At 72.9% G+C, this 16,303-nt stretch carries 18 protein-coding genes; 8 read left to right on the top strand and 10 right to left on the bottom strand.

Annotation, left to right across the window (positions count from 1 at the left end; genetic code table 11):
• Positions 1-79 precede the first annotated feature (79 nt).
• The 4 genes from ACH5HR_RS06795 to ACH5HR_RS06810 all read right to left on the bottom strand — a co-directional run bounded on the left by ACH5HR_RS06795 (position 80) and on the right by ACH5HR_RS06810 (position 2,982).
• Positions 80-1,282, bottom strand: a complete 1,203-nt coding sequence (locus ACH5HR_RS06795; RefSeq protein WP_416476961.1) for a beta-ketoacyl-[acyl-carrier-protein] synthase family protein — start codon at positions 1,280-1,282, stop codon at positions 80-82.
• Positions 1,283-1,411: 129 nt separating this feature from the next.
• Entirely contained in the window at positions 1,412-1,930 is a 519-nt protein-coding gene (locus tag ACH5HR_RS06800; protein ID WP_416476963.1) for an O-acetyl-ADP-ribose deacetylase, read from the bottom strand.
• Positions 1,931-2,066: 136 nt separating this feature from the next.
• On the bottom strand, positions 2,067-2,291 hold the full coding sequence (locus tag ACH5HR_RS06805) for a PspC domain-containing protein (protein ID WP_402374722.1): 225 nt from the start codon (positions 2,289-2,291) through the stop codon (positions 2,067-2,069).
• Between the two features lie 100 nt (positions 2,292-2,391).
• Positions 2,392-2,982: a DUF421 domain-containing protein gene (locus ACH5HR_RS06810; RefSeq protein WP_416476965.1), complete on the bottom strand. Its 591-nt coding sequence runs from the start codon at positions 2,980-2,982 to the stop codon at positions 2,392-2,394.
• Between the two features lie 362 nt (positions 2,983-3,344).
• Between ACH5HR_RS06810 and ACH5HR_RS06815 the strand changes: the two genes are divergently transcribed.
• Together ACH5HR_RS06815 and ACH5HR_RS06820 are read left to right on the top strand one after the other, a co-directional pair.
• The gene (locus tag ACH5HR_RS06815; protein ID WP_416476967.1) at positions 3,345-4,136 is read left to right on the top strand and encodes an ATP-binding protein; all 792 of its coding nucleotides are present in this window, start codon (positions 3,345-3,347) and stop codon (positions 4,134-4,136) included.
• Positions 4,021-4,998 carry an ATP-binding protein gene (locus ACH5HR_RS06820; protein WP_416477230.1) on the top strand — a complete coding sequence of 326 codons (978 nt, stop codon included), beginning with the start codon at positions 4,021-4,023 and terminating at the stop codon, positions 4,996-4,998. The genes ACH5HR_RS06815 and ACH5HR_RS06820 overlap by 116 nt, the downstream gene beginning before the upstream one ends.
• A gap of 6 nt (positions 4,999-5,004) precedes the next feature.
• Here ACH5HR_RS06820 and ACH5HR_RS06825 read toward each other — a convergent pair whose 3' ends face one another.
• The 3 genes from ACH5HR_RS06825 to ACH5HR_RS06835 all read right to left on the bottom strand — a co-directional run bounded on the left by ACH5HR_RS06825 (position 5,005) and on the right by ACH5HR_RS06835 (position 10,279).
• Positions 5,005-5,889, bottom strand: a complete 885-nt coding sequence (locus tag ACH5HR_RS06825; RefSeq protein WP_416476969.1) for a DUF3418 domain-containing protein — start codon at positions 5,887-5,889, stop codon at positions 5,005-5,007.
• Between the two features lie 41 nt (positions 5,890-5,930).
• Entirely contained in the window at positions 5,931-9,431 is a 3,501-nt protein-coding gene (gene hrpA, locus ACH5HR_RS06830) for an ATP-dependent RNA helicase HrpA (RefSeq protein ID WP_518486615.1), read from the bottom strand.
• Positions 9,432-9,667: 236 nt separating this feature from the next.
• Positions 9,668-10,279, bottom strand: coding sequence for a TetR/AcrR family transcriptional regulator (locus ACH5HR_RS06835; protein WP_402374710.1), 612 nt, complete (start codon positions 10,277-10,279; stop codon positions 9,668-9,670).
• A 68-nt stretch (positions 10,280-10,347) separates the two neighbouring features.
• Here ACH5HR_RS06835 and ACH5HR_RS06840 point away from each other — a divergent pair, with 68 nt between their 5' ends.
• Complete coding sequence (locus ACH5HR_RS06840; protein ID WP_416476973.1) at positions 10,348-11,217, top strand: DMT family transporter; 870 nt, start codon at positions 10,348-10,350, stop codon at positions 11,215-11,217.
• On the opposite strand, the gene ACH5HR_RS06845 is transcribed toward ACH5HR_RS06840, so the two are convergent.
• On the bottom strand, positions 11,142-11,438 hold the full coding sequence (locus ACH5HR_RS06845) for a WCX domain-containing protein (protein ID WP_416476975.1): 297 nt from the start codon (positions 11,436-11,438) through the stop codon (positions 11,142-11,144). The genes ACH5HR_RS06840 and ACH5HR_RS06845 overlap by 76 nt on opposite strands.
• Here ACH5HR_RS06845 and ACH5HR_RS06850 point away from each other — a divergent pair.
• The gene (locus ACH5HR_RS06850; RefSeq protein ID WP_416476977.1) at positions 11,433-11,822 is read left to right on the top strand and encodes a hypothetical protein; all 390 of its coding nucleotides are present in this window, start codon (positions 11,433-11,435) and stop codon (positions 11,820-11,822) included. The two genes, ACH5HR_RS06845 and ACH5HR_RS06850, sit on opposite strands and share 6 nt — an antisense overlap.
• A 4-nt stretch (positions 11,823-11,826) precedes the next feature.
• Here the strand turns inward: ACH5HR_RS06850 and ACH5HR_RS06855 are convergent, their stop codons facing one another.
• On the bottom strand, positions 11,827-12,267 hold the full coding sequence (locus ACH5HR_RS06855) for a DUF4190 domain-containing protein (RefSeq protein ID WP_402374702.1): 441 nt from the start codon (positions 12,265-12,267) through the stop codon (positions 11,827-11,829).
• Positions 12,268-12,345: 78 nt separating this feature from the next.
• Between ACH5HR_RS06855 and ACH5HR_RS06860 the strand changes: the two genes are divergently transcribed.
• The 3 genes from ACH5HR_RS06860 to ACH5HR_RS06870 are packed head-to-tail and all read left to right on the top strand — an operon-like array spanning position 12,346 to position 13,978.
• A complete protein-coding gene (locus ACH5HR_RS06860) occupies positions 12,346-13,194 on the top strand; it encodes a siderophore-interacting protein (RefSeq protein WP_416476980.1) in 849 nt (282 codons plus the stop codon).
• Positions 13,195-13,241: 47 nt separating this feature from the next.
• Positions 13,242-13,562, top strand: a complete 321-nt coding sequence (locus ACH5HR_RS06865) for a FitA-like ribbon-helix-helix domain-containing protein (RefSeq protein ID WP_402374698.1) — start codon at positions 13,242-13,244, stop codon at positions 13,560-13,562.
• On the top strand, positions 13,559-13,978 hold the full coding sequence (locus ACH5HR_RS06870) for a type II toxin-antitoxin system VapC family toxin (protein WP_402374696.1): 420 nt from the start codon (positions 13,559-13,561) through the stop codon (positions 13,976-13,978). Before ACH5HR_RS06865 ends, ACH5HR_RS06870 begins: the two co-directional genes overlap by 4 nt.
• Before the next feature lie 13 nt (positions 13,979-13,991).
• On the opposite strand, the gene ACH5HR_RS06875 is transcribed toward ACH5HR_RS06870, so the two are convergent.
• On the bottom strand, positions 13,992-14,762 hold the full coding sequence (locus tag ACH5HR_RS06875; RefSeq protein ID WP_416476983.1) for a class I SAM-dependent methyltransferase: 771 nt from the start codon (positions 14,760-14,762) through the stop codon (positions 13,992-13,994).
• 112 nt (positions 14,763-14,874) lie between these two features.
• Between ACH5HR_RS06875 and ACH5HR_RS06880 the strand changes: the two genes are divergently transcribed.
• Positions 14,875-16,227: a M20 family metallopeptidase gene (locus tag ACH5HR_RS06880; protein ID WP_416476985.1), complete on the top strand. Its 1,353-nt coding sequence runs from the start codon at positions 14,875-14,877 to the stop codon at positions 16,225-16,227.
• The last annotated feature ends 76 nt before the right edge of the window (positions 16,228-16,303 follow it).

Genomic DNA, 16,303 nt, shown 5'->3' on the forward strand with positions numbered 1-16,303 from the left:
TCCGGGTTCGGTACGGTTCGAGACGCTGAACCGTACCGAACCCGGACGCTCGGCGTGTGGGCGTGTGGGTGGGTGGTGGTCAGGAGCGGGTCAGCACCAGTGCGGCCGAGTGACCCCCGAAGCCGAACGCGTCGATCAGGGCGACCTCCGCCGTCGTCGGCCGCGCCTCGGTGACGAGGTCCAGGTCCGCCTCCGGGTCCAGCGTGGAGGTGTGCAGCGTGGGCGGCACGACCCCGTCCCGCATCGCTCCGAGCGCGGCCAGCACCCCGAGCGGTCCGGAGCCGCCGAGCAGGTGGCCGGTCGCACCCTTGGTGGCCGTCACCGGCGCCGTGACCCCGACGGAGCGCAGCGCCCGCGCCTCGTTGAGGTCGCCCGACGGCGTGGACGTCGCATGGGCGTGCACCAGCCCGACGTCGGACGGCGTCACCCGCGCCGAGCGCAGCGCGAGGTCGATCGTGCGGGCCTGGTTCACGGGCTCGCCGCCGACGATGTCGTGCGCGTCCGAGGTGAGCGAGAAGCCCTCCACCGCGCCGAGGATCGTGGCGCCGCGGGCCCGGGCGTGCGACTCCTCCTCCAGGACGACCATCGCGCTGCCCTCACCCATGACGAACCCGTCGCGGGTCACGTCGAACGGACGCGAGGCGGTCTCCGGGCAGTCCGTGCGCGATGACATGGCCCGGGCCCGGGAGAACGCCGAGATCACCAGGTCGAGGACGCTCGCCTCCACGCCCCCGCAGACGTACACGTCCGCCTCGTCGGCGAGGATCGCCTGGCGGCCCATCCCGATCGCCTCGGAGCCGGCCGCGCAGGCCGTCACGGGAGCACGGGCGCCGGCCTTGGCGCCGAGGTCGATGGACAGCCACGCCGCCGGGCTGTTCGCCATCACCATCGTCACGGCGTGCGGTGACACGCCCCGATGACCGCGCTCGTCGAGGAGCGTGTGCTGGGCCAGCGTGGTGCCGTAGCCGCCGTTGGCGGTGCCGACCGCGACGCCCAGCCGCTCCGGCTCCACGTCCGGGCTGCCGGCGTCGGCCCACGCGGCCCGGCCGGCGACCAGGGTGAGCTGTGCGACGCGATCGGTGCGCCGGACCTCGCGCACCTGCAGCGCGTCGGCGAAGACGTCGTCCACACGGGCCGCGACGTGCACGGGAAGATCGTCGGCCCAGGGTTCCTTGAGCGTCGTCACGCCGTTCGCGCCGCCGCGCAGGCTGGTCCAGGTCTCGGTCGCTGTCAGGCCGAGGGGCGTGACCGCCCCGATCCCGGTGATGACTGCTCGTCGCACGTGTGCTCCCCATTTGTCTCGTCAGGCCCCCTGCGCGATGCTGCGCATGTTTTCACGGGCAACGAATCGGCGCCATGGCTGAATCGTCCGAACCGGCGAAGATCCGGCGGAGGTCCGGTGGCCGCCCGGTCAGCCCAGGGCCGCCTCGAAAGCGTCGAGGAGGGACTGGTGGAAGAGCACGAAGCGCACCGAGCGCACCGGTGCGTCTCCCGGTGCGCCCCACGCGCGGACCGCCTCGACCGCGACCCGCGCGACGTCGTCGGCCGCCCAGCCGTAGACGCCGGCGCTCACGGCAGGGAAGGCGACGCTGCGGGCGCCGACCTCGGCGGCGACGTCGAGCGAGCGGGTGAAGCACGAGGCGAGCAGCGCGGGATCGGTCTCGCCCGCGTGCCGGTTCGGGCCCACGGTGTGGATCACCCAGCGGGCCGGGAGGTCGAACCCGGGCGTCGCGACGGCGTCGCCGACCGGCAGGCCGTCCGGCAGGACCGTGCGCCGCAGCTCGCGGCACGCCTCCAGGAGCTCGGGACCGGCGGCCGCGTGGATCGCGCCGTCGACGCCGCCCCCGCCGAGCAGGCTCGAGTTCGCCGCGTCGACGATCGCGTCGCTCTCGGCGCGGGTCAGGTCGCCGGTCTCGGCGGTGATCTCCATCCGTCCAGCATGGGGCGGCACGCCGGGTTCCTCCAGCGGACGGCCCGGCTCCCTCCGCTCGCGAGCCAGTAGCGCTCCGCGCGAGGTAGTACCGCCCATCGCCGAGGCACTACCTCGGCCGCCGAGGTAGTGGTGGTCAGGCCCCGTAGACCTTGCGCTCGTCCGGCATGAGGATCCAGAACACGATGTACGCCAGGACCTGCGGGCCGGGGATGAGGATGGACAGCGCCGTCAGGAGCCGGACGAGGCCGCGGCTCCAGCCGAAGTAGTCGGCGATGCCGGCGCACACGCCGCCGAACACGCGGCCGTTGCCCGGCCGGTAGAGCTTGCGGGGCTGCTGGATCGTCTGAGGATTGCTCATGCTTCCACGCTAGGCACGACGGCGGTACCTCGGTATCCGGTGACCCCCGGATTCGACCCCGGGTCACCCTGACGCGGGCCGAACTGCCGGTCTGGACGTGTCAGTGGTCGGGGCGGGCCTCGCCGACGACCGACCGCTGGCCCAGCAGACCCTCCGGGACGAGATGGGCACCGATCACCCCGCTGAGCAGCTCCGGGTCGATCGGCGCACCACGACGCAGCACGCTGATCGCGCCGGTGGGCTCCAGCAGGGCGACGGCGACGTCGTCGTAGCGCGCCACGCCCGCGAGGCGGAGCCGGGACGCCAGCTCCGCGGGTGAGACGTGGGCGCGACGCAGCTGCTTCTCCAGCACGCGACCGTCGGCCAGGAGCAGCACCGGTTCGGAGGAGACCGCCCGGGCGCCGAACGGCACCGCCCGCAGTGCCCCGGAGACGGCCTGGAGCCCGACGAGCGTCAGCAGCGCCACCAGCCCGCCACCCAGCACAGCGACCTCGCCCAGAGCAGCGCGACCCAGGACGGCGCCGAACGCGATGATCGCCACGAGGTCGTAGCTCGACATCGCCCCGAGCATCCGCGGCCCCAGGACCCGTACCAGCAGCACCATCGCGAGGTACATCCCGGTGGTCGCGAGGACGACGGCGAGCGCCTCGGTCGGCGTGAGCCAGAGCAGGTCGCCGAGCGAGTCGAGCATCGAGATACCTCCGAAGGTCGGGCGAGGGGCACCCCGAGGATCTCATCACGGCACCCCGGGCCCGCTGCACTCACCGGCTGAGGAGCGGCCGACGGCGGCACCTGCGCGTGCAAGTCGGCTCCGGCCCGGCACCCGGGAGGTCACAACTGCCCGTCGAACCCGCCGACGCCGTTCGTCGTCGAGCTGGATGCGCCGTTGGGCGACCGGGTCGTCCGTGACGCCGCCGTGGTGCCGCCGCGAGCTGGAGCTGCCAGTACCGAGCGACGGCTGAGGTGCTCGCCACCCGCCCGCAAGGGGCCACCTTTGTGGCAAGTTTTGCGTTCCCCTGGCATGACAGGGCAACGCAAAAGACTGGAGAAACGATGGATCGCGTCGAGCTCTTGGCCGTGTTGGACTCGATCTACTCCGGTGGCACGGCGGACGGTGCAGAGTCGCAGACGCTCGACTTCAAGACGCAGAAGCGCCGATCCGTCCAGGACACGCTGGAAGACCTTGCCGATGCCGTGGCCTGCTTCGCCAACGCGGGCGGTGGGACTGTCGTGGTCGGCGTCGCCGACAGGATCGCTGGTCCGGACGCGTTCGTCGGCCATTCTCTCGATGTGGACGCGACGAGAAACCGCGTCTACGAGCTGACGGACCCGTCGGTCCTCGTCGAGGTGGAGTCCTTCGTGCATCGCGGCGGAGACGTCCTGGTCATGAACGTGCCGCGTGGCGTCACTGTCCACAAGGTCACGTCGAAGATGCCCACCGAGCGCGTCGGAACCTCGTGCATGCCCATGTCGACGCAACGGATCGCCTCGCTCGTTGCCGAACGCCAGGGGGACGACTGGTCGTCCCACGATTCTGGGGTGCCGGTCGACGAGGTCGACGAGGTCGCCGTGGCGATCGCCCGCTCGAGGTTGGAGCGTTCGGTCGATCCGCGACGCCGTGAGAGGGCAAGATCCGCGACTGTCGAGCTGCTCCGAGCACTCGGCGTCGTCACCGAGCGGAACAACCTGACGAACGCTGGAGCGTTGCTCTTCCGGGGGTATGGACCAGCTGCCCGTGCTCGTGGCCTACATCTTTCGTCGTACGCCGACAGGTGCGCTCGCCGCGAACGAGCAGCTCACGGGTCCGCTCGTGACCGTATTGCAGAGGGTGTTCGATCTGACTGAGGCGCGCATCGACCGGACCTCCGTGAGCGTTGGGTCGGGGCAGCAGCTCCAAGTCGGTGATCTTCCCGACGGCGCTGTCCGGGAGGCGATCGTCAACGCCGTCATGCATCGCGACTACCGGCGTACTGATCGGGTGACCGTCGAGCACTCGCCCACGCGACTCGCGGTGACCTCGCCGGGCGGATTCGTCACCGGAGTCCGGACGGACAACGTGCTCACCACCTCGTCACGGACGAGGAACGGGGGCCTTGCACAGGCGGTCCGAGGGCTCGACTTCGCGGAGACTGCGGGAACAGGGGTCGACAGAATGTACGCGGAGATGACTCGCATCGGTCACCAACCACCGGCGTACCAAGCCGACCCCGAGTCGGTGACTGTCACCCTGAGGGGCGGCGCTCCGAACGCCAGCTTCACCAGGTTCGTTGCCACCCTCCCCGCCGACGAGGCCGAGGACGCTGACACGCTCATGGTTCTCCTCACGCTGCTGACGCAGCGGATCATCGACGCCCGCAGCGTGACACCGCTGCTGCAGAAGCTCCGCGAGGAGCCGGTAGCGGCCCTCGGATCGGCGGTCACCTACCGTCGCCGGACAGCTGACCAGCTAGATCGCAAGGTGATCGCCCTCGTCAAGGAGGCAGGGACGATCAACTCCCGCATGGTTCGCCTCATGCTCGATCTCGATGTCCCCACGACTTCGCGCTTGTTGCGCGATCTCGTCGAACGCGGCTTCCTCGTCCGGACCTCGAAGGCCACCCGCGGCACGGCGGTGACCTATGGGCCGGGACCGAAGGCCACCTCGCGACGGAGACCTTCCCACCGGCCCGTCGACGGTCCGCAGCATGAGGAAATCGACCTCGACTGAGGGTGCTCACCACCCGCCAGGGTTCAGGATCTTGCGGATCCGCTTCTCCGAGACGGCGCCGTCGGTGCCGAGCTGCTGCGCGAACAGCGAGACGCGCAGCTCCTCGAGCAGCCAGCGCACCTCGGCGAGATCGGCCTCCCGCGCCGGGTCGGCCGCGCCGGCGGCGTACGCGGCCCGCGCTCGCTCGTACGCCTCGGTGACGTCGTGCACCTTCCACGCGAGCTCGGCGTCGCGGTGCGGGTTCGACTGCGCCTTCTCCAGGCGGTACGACGCCGCCCGCAGGTAGCGCACGAGGTGCGGCACCCGCCGTGCTGGTGTCGCGGACACGAACCCGGAGTGGATCAGTCCGGCCACGTGGTCCCGGATGTCCTGCAGCGTGTTGAGCAGGGCGAGGGACGACGACGCCCGCACCTCGCCCTCGACGGTGCGCCACGCGCTGAGCGCAGCCACCACATGGCCGACGATCCGGTGCACCTCGTCCTCCAGGTGCTGCCGCACGAACGCCACCGCATCCTCGTACGAATCGGCATCGCGAACCTGTACAGCAATCGGCCCACCTGATGGCGTGCCCGGCGCCTTGTCGTCGTCGGGGCTGGTCAGGGCCGTGACGGCGGCGAGCTGCAGGTCGGCAACCAGCGCCTCCGTGTTCCGGTACGGTGCCGCCGCGAGCGTCAGCGACTGCTTCGACGACCACCGCGAGGTCACGCGCGCCGTCGCCAGCCCGGTCTCGGTGAGCAGCAGCCGCCGCACGCCACGTTCGTGCGCGGCGTCCTGCGCCGCCGCGTCGGCCAGCACCCGCAGCGCCACCGAGGGAGCACCCTTGCGGTCGCGCTCCTCGACCAGCGCGGGATACCCCCGCACGACGACGCCGCCCCCCACGTCGGTCGACACCACCCGAGGCAACCCCCCACCAGCCAAACCACCAGGCCAGGTCAACAGCTCCGTCTCCTCCGCCACCACTGCCTGTCTGGTGGCGGCGCGACCGCCGGATCCGGGCCGACCAGCGGCGGCGGACCCATCGCCGTCGGACCCGGGGAGGTTGGTGTGCCGCCGTCAAGCCGTAGCGGAGGGCCCCAGGGGGCCCGTGAGCGAGGCGGCACACCAACCTCCGGGTCCGACGGCCCAGACCCAGAAGCAGCCCGCGCCGCCTCCTGAAGTGCGACCCCCACAGCCCCCTTGACAGCCGCCCGCACCGCCGCCTCGGCCTGCGGCGCCAGCCGCTTCTGCAGCGACAGCAGGTCCTTCGACTCGTCGAGCGGCACCGGCTCGTGGGACGTCGCAGCCCGGCCGGACCGCTTTCCACGGCCCTTGCCGGGCTTCCGCCGTCGGGCATCGTCGGAGCCCGAACCGGACGCGCCCGAGGCGTCCTCGACGCGGAACGTCATCCGCAGGTGCGCGGGCAGACGCTCGACGCGCTCGGCGTCCCACACGTCGTCGGGGATCACGACGTCGCGCAGCTCGCGCACGGCGCGCGAGAACTCGACGTGGAACGGCGACGCCATGTCACCCGCCCGCGTCATGTCCGACCACTCGGGCGTGTTCTCCCGCAGCCAGTGCGCGACGGCGGCCCCGACGTCGGGCGCGGGCACCAGCTCGCGCCGCACGGCCTTGGGCAGCGAGCGGATGGTGGCGACGCAGAGCTCGTCGAGCAGGCCGGGGACCATCCAGTCGAACCCGTCGGGGACCACGCGGTTGAGGATGGACAGCGGGACGTGGACGGTGACGCCGTCGGCGGCGCTGCCGGGCTGGAACTGGTAGGTCAGCGGCAGCGTGACGTCGCCCTGCGTCCACGTCTCGGGGAACTCGGTGGTGTCCACGGCGGCGGCGTCGACGAGCTGGTCGAGCGTGAAGGTCAGCAGGTCGGGGTCGTCGTGCCGGGCTTTCTTCCACCAGGAGTCGAAGTGGCGGGCGCTGACCACGGACGCCGGGACGCGCTCGTCGTAGAACGCGAACAGGTCGTCCTCGCTCGCGACGAGCCCGCGCTGGCGGGAGCGGGCCTCGAGCTCCTCGGCCTCGGCGAGCAGGCGCCGGTTCTCGGCGAAGAACCGGTGGTGGGTGGTCCACGCGCCCTCGACGAGGGCGTGCCGGACGAACATCTCGCGCGCGGCCTCCGGGTCGACCTTGGCGTAGAGCACCTTGCGGTCCGCGACGATGGGTACGCCGTACAGCAGCACCTTCTCCGTCGCCATCGCCGCGCCCTGCTTGGTGGACCAGTGCGGGTCGGAGTAGGTGCGCCGGGCGAGGTCGCCGGCGAGGTCCTCGGCCCACTCGGGCTGGATGCGGGCGACGTCGCGCGCCCACAACCGGGAGGTCTCGACGAGCTCGCCGGCCATGATCCAGGCCGGCGGCTTCTTGCTCAGCGGCGAGCCGGGGAAGATCGCGAACCGCGCGCCGCGCGCCCCGAGGTACTCGTTGCGGGCGCGCTTGGCGGCCTGCCGCAGCGCCCGGGCGCGGGCCTCGCCGCGCAGGTGCGCCACGGAGGACGCCTTGACCTCGCTGGTCTCCTGCATGCCGATCTGGGAGAGCAGTCCGGCGAGCAGCGAGCGGTGGATCGTGTCCCCGTCCCAGGCGTGCCGCCAGTCGTCCGGGTTGTCGGGGTCGGCGGGCTGTGCCTGGCGCGCGGGCCTGGACAGGTCGATGCCGAGCGGCCCGGACATCTGCCGCAGCTGCGCGACGACGTCCTGCCACTCCCGCACCCGCAGGAAGTTGATGTACTCGGCCCGGCACATGCGCCGGAACGCCGAGGACCCCATGGCGTGCTGCTGGGTGCGCAGGTACTCCCACAGGTTCAGGTACGTGAGGAAGTCCGACGTCGGGTCGGTGAACCGGGCGTGCAGCTGGTCGGCCTGCGCGCGGGACTCCGTGGGGCGTTCGCGCGGGTCCTGGATGGACAGCGCCGCGGCGATGATCGCGACCTCGCGGGCGACGCCGTGCTTGGCGCCCTCGATGATCATGCGGGCCAGACGCGGGTCCATGGGGAGCTGCGCCAGGGTGCGGCCGACGTCGGTCAGACGCGTCGCGCCCTCCTCCACCGCGAGCGCGCCGAGCTCGGTGAGCAGCTGGACGCCGTCGCGCACGGCCCGCGTGTCCGGAGGCTCGACGAACGGGAACCTCGCGACGTCGTCGGGCGTGGTGACGACGCCGACGGAGATCATCTGCAGCAGCACCGACGCGAGCGAGGTCCGCAGGATCTCGGGCTCGGTGAACTCGGGCCGGCTCTCGAAGTCGGCCTGCGCGTAGAGGCGGATCGCGACGCCGTCGGCCACGCGCCCGGAGCGCCCGGAGCGCTGGTTCGCGGAGGCCTGCGAGATGGGCTCGATCGGCAGGCGCTGCACCTTGGTCGCCTTGGAGTAGCGCGAGATACGGGCGGTGCCGGGGTCGACGACGTAGTGGATGCCGGGCACGGTCAGGGACGTCTCGGCGACGTTGGTGGACAGCACGATCCGCCGCGACGAGTGCTGCTGGAACACGCGGTGCTGCTCGGCGGCGGACAGGCGAGAGTACAGCGGCAGGATCTCGACGTGCTGCGGGTGCTTGGGGTCGCGGACGCGTTCCTTGAGGTGGCCTTCGAGGGCGTCGGCGGCGTCGTGGATCTCGCGCTCGCCGGAGAGGAACACGAGGATGTCGCCGGGACCCTCGCGCATCAGCTCGTCGCAGGCCTCGACGATGCCGGTGACGAGGTCCTTCTCCTCGCCCTTCTTCTTCGCGGGCGCGTCCGGGTCGGTGTCCGGGGAGAGCGGCCGGTACCGGATCTCGACGGGGTAGGTCCGCCCGGTGACCTCGACGACGGGGGCGTGGTCCGGCAGGACGCCGACGACGGCGTCGGGCGCCCCGCCGCCACGCGCCAGGGAAGCAGGCGAGAAGTGCGCCGCGAACCGCTCCGAGTCGATCGTCGCGGAGGTGATGATCAGCTTGAGGTCGGGGCGGCGCGGCAGCAGCCGGGACAGGTAGCCGAGCAGGAAGTCGATGTTGAGCGACCGCTCGTGCGCCTCGTCGATGATGATCGTGTCGTAGGCGAGCAGCTCCGGGTCACGCTGGATCTGCGCGAGCAGGATGCCGTCCGTCATCACCTTGACCAGCGTCTCCGCGCTGGAGGTGTCGGTGAACCGCACCTGGTAGCCGACGACGCCGCCGAGCTCGGTGCCCAGCTCCTCCGCGACGCGCTCGGCGACGGACCGCGCGGCGATGCGCCGCGGCTGCGTGTGCCCGATCTGACCCTTCCGGCCGCGTCCGAGCTCGAGCAGGATCTTGGGCAGCTGCGTCGTCTTGCCGGAGCCGGTCTCTCCCGCGACCACCACGACCTGGTGGGTCTCGATCGCAGCGGCGATGTCCTCGCGCCGCGCGGAGACGGGCAGCTGCTCGGGATACGTGATCTCGGGCACGACGACGGCGGCACGCGCCGCGGCTGCCCGTTCGAGCTGGTCGCGGCTCACCCGAGCCGGCCCGCGGCCGTTCTGGCGACCACCCGTGGGGCCGGACTTCCGTGCCCCCCGGCCGCGCCGCCGTCGGCCGTCGCCCTTGGCGGCGTGCTGCCCCCGCTGCTGCTCGGCCTGCGTCCCGCCGTCGCGGCGGTCCCGGCGGTCGCCGCGCAAGCCGCCGTCGTCGGCGGACTGCGGGGCGGGGGACGGCTCAGTGCTCACGACCCCTCATTCTGGCAGCCCTCGCAAGCTCATTGGATGGTGGGCGCGGATGCTGCCAGGAGTGCCTCCACCGTGGCGCGCGCCTCGGCGAGCGCGTCGGGGCGGCCTCCGGCGGTGGCGATCACGAGCGCCCCCTCGTAGAGCAGGTGGACTGCGGCGCCGGTCGCGTGGCGCGTGGTGGGGTGGGCTCCGGCGGCGAGGGAGACGAAGAGCTGTCGCATCCAGTCCTTCTCGCGGCGGATGACGTCGCGGGTCGCCTGGTCGTCGGCGCCCACCTCTGCGTAGGCGTTGACGAAGGCGCAGCCGCGGTCCTGCCCGGCGTGCCACTCCTCGAGCGCGTCGAAGACGGCGAGCAGCCGGGACCGGGCGTCGGTCCGCTCGGCGACGAGCTCGAGGACCCGGTGCTGCCAGCGGGCGCCGCGGCGGGTGAGGTACTGCGCGACGAGGCGGTCCTTGGAGCCGAAGCGGTCGTAGAGGGTCTTCTTCGTGGTGCCGGCCTCGAGGGCGACGAGGTCGACGCCGACGGCGCGGATCCCGCGCGTGTAGAAGAGCGTGCTGGCGGCGTCGAGCAGGCTGTGGCCGGCGGGCGTGAGCTCGGGCTCGGCGAAGACGGGGGTGGGGGTGTCGGTCGAGGTCGTCATGCGGCGCTCCTCGGCGGGGCAGAAGAGGGTACTGCGAGTATACAGACCGGTATGGTTACCTCGCCACCATGGGACGAGACACCATCGCGGCGATCGGGCTGATCGTGTTCTGGAGCTCCGGGTTCGTCGGCGCCGAGCTGGGCACGAGGGACGCCTCACCCGTGACCCTGCTCGCCTGGCGGTACCTCGTCGCGTGCGCGCTGGTCCTCGTGCTCGTCGCCGTGCTCCGCGGGCGACGCGCGCGGTGGGGGCGCGTGACGACCGGGCGCGCACGCCACGCCGTCGTCGTCGGCCTGCTGACCCAGGCCGGATACCTCGGGGGGATCGTCGGCGGCGTCGCGCTGGGCGTGCCCGCCGGGACCGCGGCGCTCGTCGCCGCGCTGCAGCCCCTGGTCGTCGCGGCGCTGGCGCGCGCGGCATGGGGCGAGCGGACGACGGCGGGCCAGCGGTTCGGCCTGGTGCTCGGCCTGGCCGGTGTCCTGCTGGTCGTGCTCGGGGATCTCGGTCAGGGGTCGGCGCCGTGGTGGGTGTACCTGCTGCCGCTCGGCGGGATGCTGTCGCTGTCGGTGGGCACGGTCCTGGAGCGGCGGGCACCCGGCGACGGCGACCTGCTCGGCGACCTGTCGGTCCACACGATCGCGGCGGGTGCGGCCCTCGTCGCGCTGGCCGTCCTGACCGGCCGGATGGCACCGCCCGCCGCCCCGCAGTTCTGGGTGGCGGTGGGGTGGGTCGTGGTGCTGTCGACGGTCGGCGGGTACGGGTGCTACTTCCTGGTGCTGCGGCGGCGCGGACCGCAGACCGTGAGCGCCCTGCTGTACCTCACGCCGCCGGTCACGGCGCTGTGGGCCGGGCTGCAGCTCGGTCAGGTGCCGGGGCTGCTCGCCCTCCCCGGGGCGCTGCTCTGCGCGGTGGCCGTCTGGCTGGTGGCCCGGGAGTAGCGCCCGGCCAGCACGCACAGGTGCTCGACCAGGCCCGGCGGCTCCGTGACGTGGAAGTCGTAGCCGAGCATGCCGATCCACACGGCGACCGTCTCGACGCTGTCGCCGCCCGTCACCAGCACCGACCGTCCGTCGGGCAGCGGCTCCACGGTCCCCACGGCGGGGTTGATCCGCGCGAGCACCTGCTCGGCGCCGGCGTCCACGACGATGCGGGCGTGCACCGCCCAGCCGGTCCGCGCGACCTCCCGGACTCGCCCGTCGCGACGCTGGCGTACTCCGAGCTCTTCGAGAGCTTCGGCAACGGCACGTCGCTGGTGCGCCCGGAGCAGGTGCTCGCCCAGGCCACGCTCTACTGGCTCACGAACACCTACGCGACCGCCGCGCGGTACCACTACGCGGAGCAGCGCAGCGGCGCGGAGCCCGTCGTCGCCGCCGGTCGTCTCGGCGTCGCGGTGTTCGCGGACGACTTCCGGACGATCCGCAGCCTCGCCGAGCGCGACAACTCACGCATCGAGCACTGGTCCGAGTTCCCGCGCGGCGGGCACTTCGCCGCGATGGAGGTGCCCGGCGACGTCGTCGCCGACCTGCGGGTGTTCTTCGCCTGAGCGATCAGTAGTAGCTGCTCGACGCCACGCCCATCGCGCCGAAGAAGAACACGAAGAACCCGATGTACGCGATGACCGCCAGCACGCCGAGCGACGTGAAGATGATCGACAGCCACAGGCCCCACTTGCCCAGCGCGTTGTCGTAGCCGACCTTCTTCGACTCCGACAGGGCCATGGCCGAGACCACGATCCCGGCGGGGGCGAGGACAAACGCCAGCACGAACCCGATGATCCCCATGGTCTTGCCGGGCGGGTCCGGCGCGTAGACCGGCGCGTAGCCGGGCTGGCCGTACGGGGTCTGCCCGTAGCCGGGCTGCTGCCCGTACCCCTGCCCGTACGCGGGCGGCGTCGGGTCGGCCTGCGGAGCGCCGCTGTGCGACTTCCCGGGGTCGCCCGAGGAGTCGGGGGTCGAGTACGGCTGCGGCGGCTGGTACGGATCGGTCATGAGGCCATCCTCCCGGACGCGAGCGCCGCGCACCAGCGCCGCCTTCACCAGGATGCGTATCCGTGATGAGATCGATGCGTGCTCTCGCGACCTCGAACCTCGCTCGACCTGATCCCGCGTCGCGTCCGCGTGCACGCCGTCCGGCAGCTCACCGGCTCGATGGTGCGCACCACGTTCCGGGACCCGGACGGCGCGGACCCGGGCGCGCCGTCGTCCCTCGCCGCGCTGCGGGCGCCCGGCCCGGAGGACCACGTCAAGGTCTTCCTGCCCGACCCGGCCACCGGTGAGCTGCACGCGCCGACCGTCGCGCCGGACGGCGGCATCCAGCGGCCGGCAGGCGTCGTCTCGATCTCGCGCGAGCTCACGGTGCGCGCGCAGCGGACCGTGGACGGCGCGGCCGAGGTGGACGTCGACTGGGTGCTGCACGGCGGGGGCGGGCCGGCGTCGGCCTGGGCGTCGCGTGCCGCCGTCGGCGACGAGGTGGTGCTCGTGGGGCCGAGCGTGAGCGTCGGCGTGCCGGAGGGCATCGAGCGGCTGACCGTCGTCGTCGACGAGACCGGGCTGCCCGCCGCGGCGCGCTGGGTGGACGCCGTCGGGCCGGACGTCCGCGTGACGGCGATCGTGGAGATCGGCGACGACGTCGACGAGGCGTTCGTGGAGTCCGAGCTGGGGCACGCCGACGTCGAGATCCTCTACCGCACCGACGGCCCCGGCCAGGTCGAGGAGGCCGTGCGGTCCCTGGGCGGCCTGGACGACGGCGAGCTCCTCGTCGCGCTCGGCGAGGCCGGCGAGCTGGTGCCCGTGCGCCGCTACCTGCGCCACGAGACGGGAGCGCGCCCGGACCAGCTCGCGATCTCCGGCTACTGGCGCCGCGGCACCGTCAACCTGGACCCCGCCGAGCCGCTGGACCCGAGCGACCCGGACTGAGTCGCCTTCCGGCAGGGTGCTAGCATTCTGCTGTCAGGGAGGTAGTGATGTCGATGACGATCACCGTGCGAGGGCTCGACGACGAGCTGCACCGGCAGATCAAGGAGCGTGCGCGCAGGCACCATCGCTCGATGGAGGCCGAGGTGCGCGCGATCCTCGCGGGCGCGGTGACGGCACCTGCGCTCGACGTCCGCTGGGGAGAGGCGCCGGAGGACGGCCCGCCTCGCGACGCGCCGGCCGGCGGCGACTGGATCGACCGCGCGCGCTCTGCCCTCCACGAGGTCTGGGCGGATCCGGCGTGGGATGACGACTGGCTTCCGGAGCGTCCCGAGGCGCCGTCCCGGCCGGCCGTGGAGCTCGAGGGGTGACCTACCTCCTCGACACGAACGTTCTCTCGGAGCTGACGCGTCGGGCGCCCGATCCCGCCGTCCTGCGGTGGCTGAGGTCGCACGACGACGTGTGGACGACGTCCGTGGTGGTGGGCGAGCTGCTCTTCGGCGTGGCCCGGCTACCTTCCGGACGCCGGCGAGAGGCGCTCCACGCGGTGGTGCTGGCGATCCTCTCGGAGAGGTTCCGCGACCGGGTGCTGCCGTTCGGAGAGCCCGCTGCCGTCGAGTACGCCGTGGTGCGGAGCCGTCAGGAGCGCGCCGGGCGACCGGCCGGTGACCTCGACGCGATGATCGCCGCCGTGGCCAGGGCGCACGGGGCCGCGGTCGTGACGCGCAACGTCCGGCACTTCGCCCACAGCGGCATCGAGGTCGTCGACCCGTGGAGTCGGGCCTGAGTCCGCGGCGTCGTCACCGGTGGGCCTGCACGAAGATCACGGAGTCGCCGAGCAGCGGCATGCGCTCCACCGTGCGCGCGTCGGCCAGGCCGGCTGCCGTGAGCAGCCGTTCGATGCCCCCGTCGGCGTTGTCGGCGTCGTGGGTGCGGCTGCCCGGGCCGTGACCCGGCTGGTGGCGGTGACCACGCCCGGGCCCGTGGTCGTGCTGCCCGTGGTGCGTGCCGCCGTCGTCCCCGTGCCCGGGTGATCCCTCGGACGCGTGCTCGTGCGCGCTCGCGTGGTCGCCGGCGAAGTCCGCGATCGTCACCCGCCCGCCGGGACGCAGCACCCGGGCGATCTCCCCGGCGAGGCGCTCCTTCTCCTCGGCCGGCACGTGGTGCAGCGCCAGGGAGGAGACCACGTGGTCCTGGCTCGCGTCCGGCACGGGCAGGCGGTGCGCGAACCCGCGAACCAGCGTGACCTCGCCACGCCGACGACGGCGGAGCTTGCGGGCGGCGTGGCGCAGCGAGTCGCCGTCGGGGTCCAGACCGGTGACGACCGCGTCGGGCGCGGCGCGCAGCACCTCGCGGGACAGGTTGCCGGTGCCGCAGCCGACGTCCAGCACGTGCTGTCCCGGCCCGACGGCGGCGACCTCGACCGTGCGGCGGTACAGACGATCGAGGCCACGGAAGCGGGCGACGACGTCGTACCAGGGGATCATCCAGCCTCGGCGCATGCCCGGGAGGAAGTCGTGGTCCGCTTCGTCGGGACGGACGTCGTCGAGCATGCGGACTTCGCGGGGCATCGGGCCTCCTGGCAGTGGGGGAACAGCACCATGGTGCCCCGGCTGTCCCTCGGGGCGACAACGGCTTTGCCGAACCGGCAAACGGGGTGGCCCCCGTCCGTACGATGGCGGCATGCCTGTGGATGGTCCGCCCCCGCCCAGCACCGCATACCTCGACCACGTCGTCGACGAGACCGAGGAGCGTCGCCGCCTCGCGCTCGCGGCGCAGGCCGCGGAACCCGGCCCCGGGGACGACGGCGGCGCACCGGCCGCGCTGCGCGCCACGGTCGAGTCGGCGGTCGCCTCGCTCGGGGCGGACCTGACCCGGATCGTGCGGACCCTGCACGCGAACCCGGAGACCGCGTTCGAGGAGCACGAGAGCGCGCGGCTGCTCGTGGACGTCCTCGCGCAGCACGGCGTCGAGGCGGAGCTCGGGGTGCACGGCGCCGACACGGCGTTCCGGGCCGTCCTGGGCTCCGGTGACGGGCCGACGATCGCGATCTGCGCCGAGTACGACGCCCTGCCGGTGATCGGCCACGCCTGCGGTCACAACGTCATCGCGGCCGCCGGGGTGGGGGCGTTCCTCGCGCTGCAGCCGGTGCTGGCGGGCGAGGGGGCGCCGTCGGGCCGGGTGGTGCTCCTCGGCACGCCCGCCGAGGAGGGGCACAGCGGCAAGGAGGTCATGGCGCGTGCCGGCGCGTTCGACGACGTCGACGCCGCGATCATGGTGCACCCGTACGGCGTCGACGTCGCCGATCAGGTGTGGCTGGGCCGCCGGCTGCTGACCTGGACGTTCACCGGTCGGGCGGCGCACGCCTCGGCGCAGCCGTTCATGGGTCGCAACGCCCTGGACGCGGCGAACGTGGCCTACCAGGGCATCGGGCTGCTGCGGCAGCAGATGCCGCCGTCGGACCGTGTGCATGCCACGATCGTCGAGGGCGGCACCCGGCCCAGCATCATCACCGAGCGCGCCGTGATGCACCTCTACGCGCGCTCGAAGTACCCGGACACGTTGCGTGACCTGTCGCGCCGGCTGGACGACGTCGCCCGCGGTGCCGCGCTCATCACCGGCACCGAGGTGCAGATCGACTGGGACGACGGCGCGCACCCGTCGTTGCCGGTACGGACCAACCAGGCGCTCACCCGGCGGTGGGTGGCGGCGCAGGAGGCGCGGGGGCGGGACGTGCTGCCGGGCGGGGTGGTGTCCGAGACGCTGGCGGCGTCGACGGACTTCGGCAACGTCAGCTTCCGGGTGCCGGGGATCCACCCGTTGATCCAGGTGGCGGACCCGTCCGTGGCGTTGCACACCGAGGCGTTCGCCGCGGCGGCGGGCGGTCCGGGGGCCGAGCGGGCCGCCGTCGACGGCGCCGCCGGGCTCGCGCAGACGGCGCTGGACTATCTGTGCGACGCGGGGCTGCGTGCGGCGGTGGATGCCGAGTTCGCGGCGGCCGGCGGTCCGATCGACGTGCCCGCCTACTTCGACTGACCACGCCGAACGTCACGGTCCGGACCGGTTTGACGCACCGAACCGGTCCGGACCGTGACATTCGCCCGACCTGGGG

Source organism: Isoptericola maris (genome assembly GCF_048065335.1).
GTDB lineage: Bacteria > Actinomycetota > Actinomycetes > Actinomycetales > Cellulomonadaceae > Isoptericola > Isoptericola rhizosphaerae.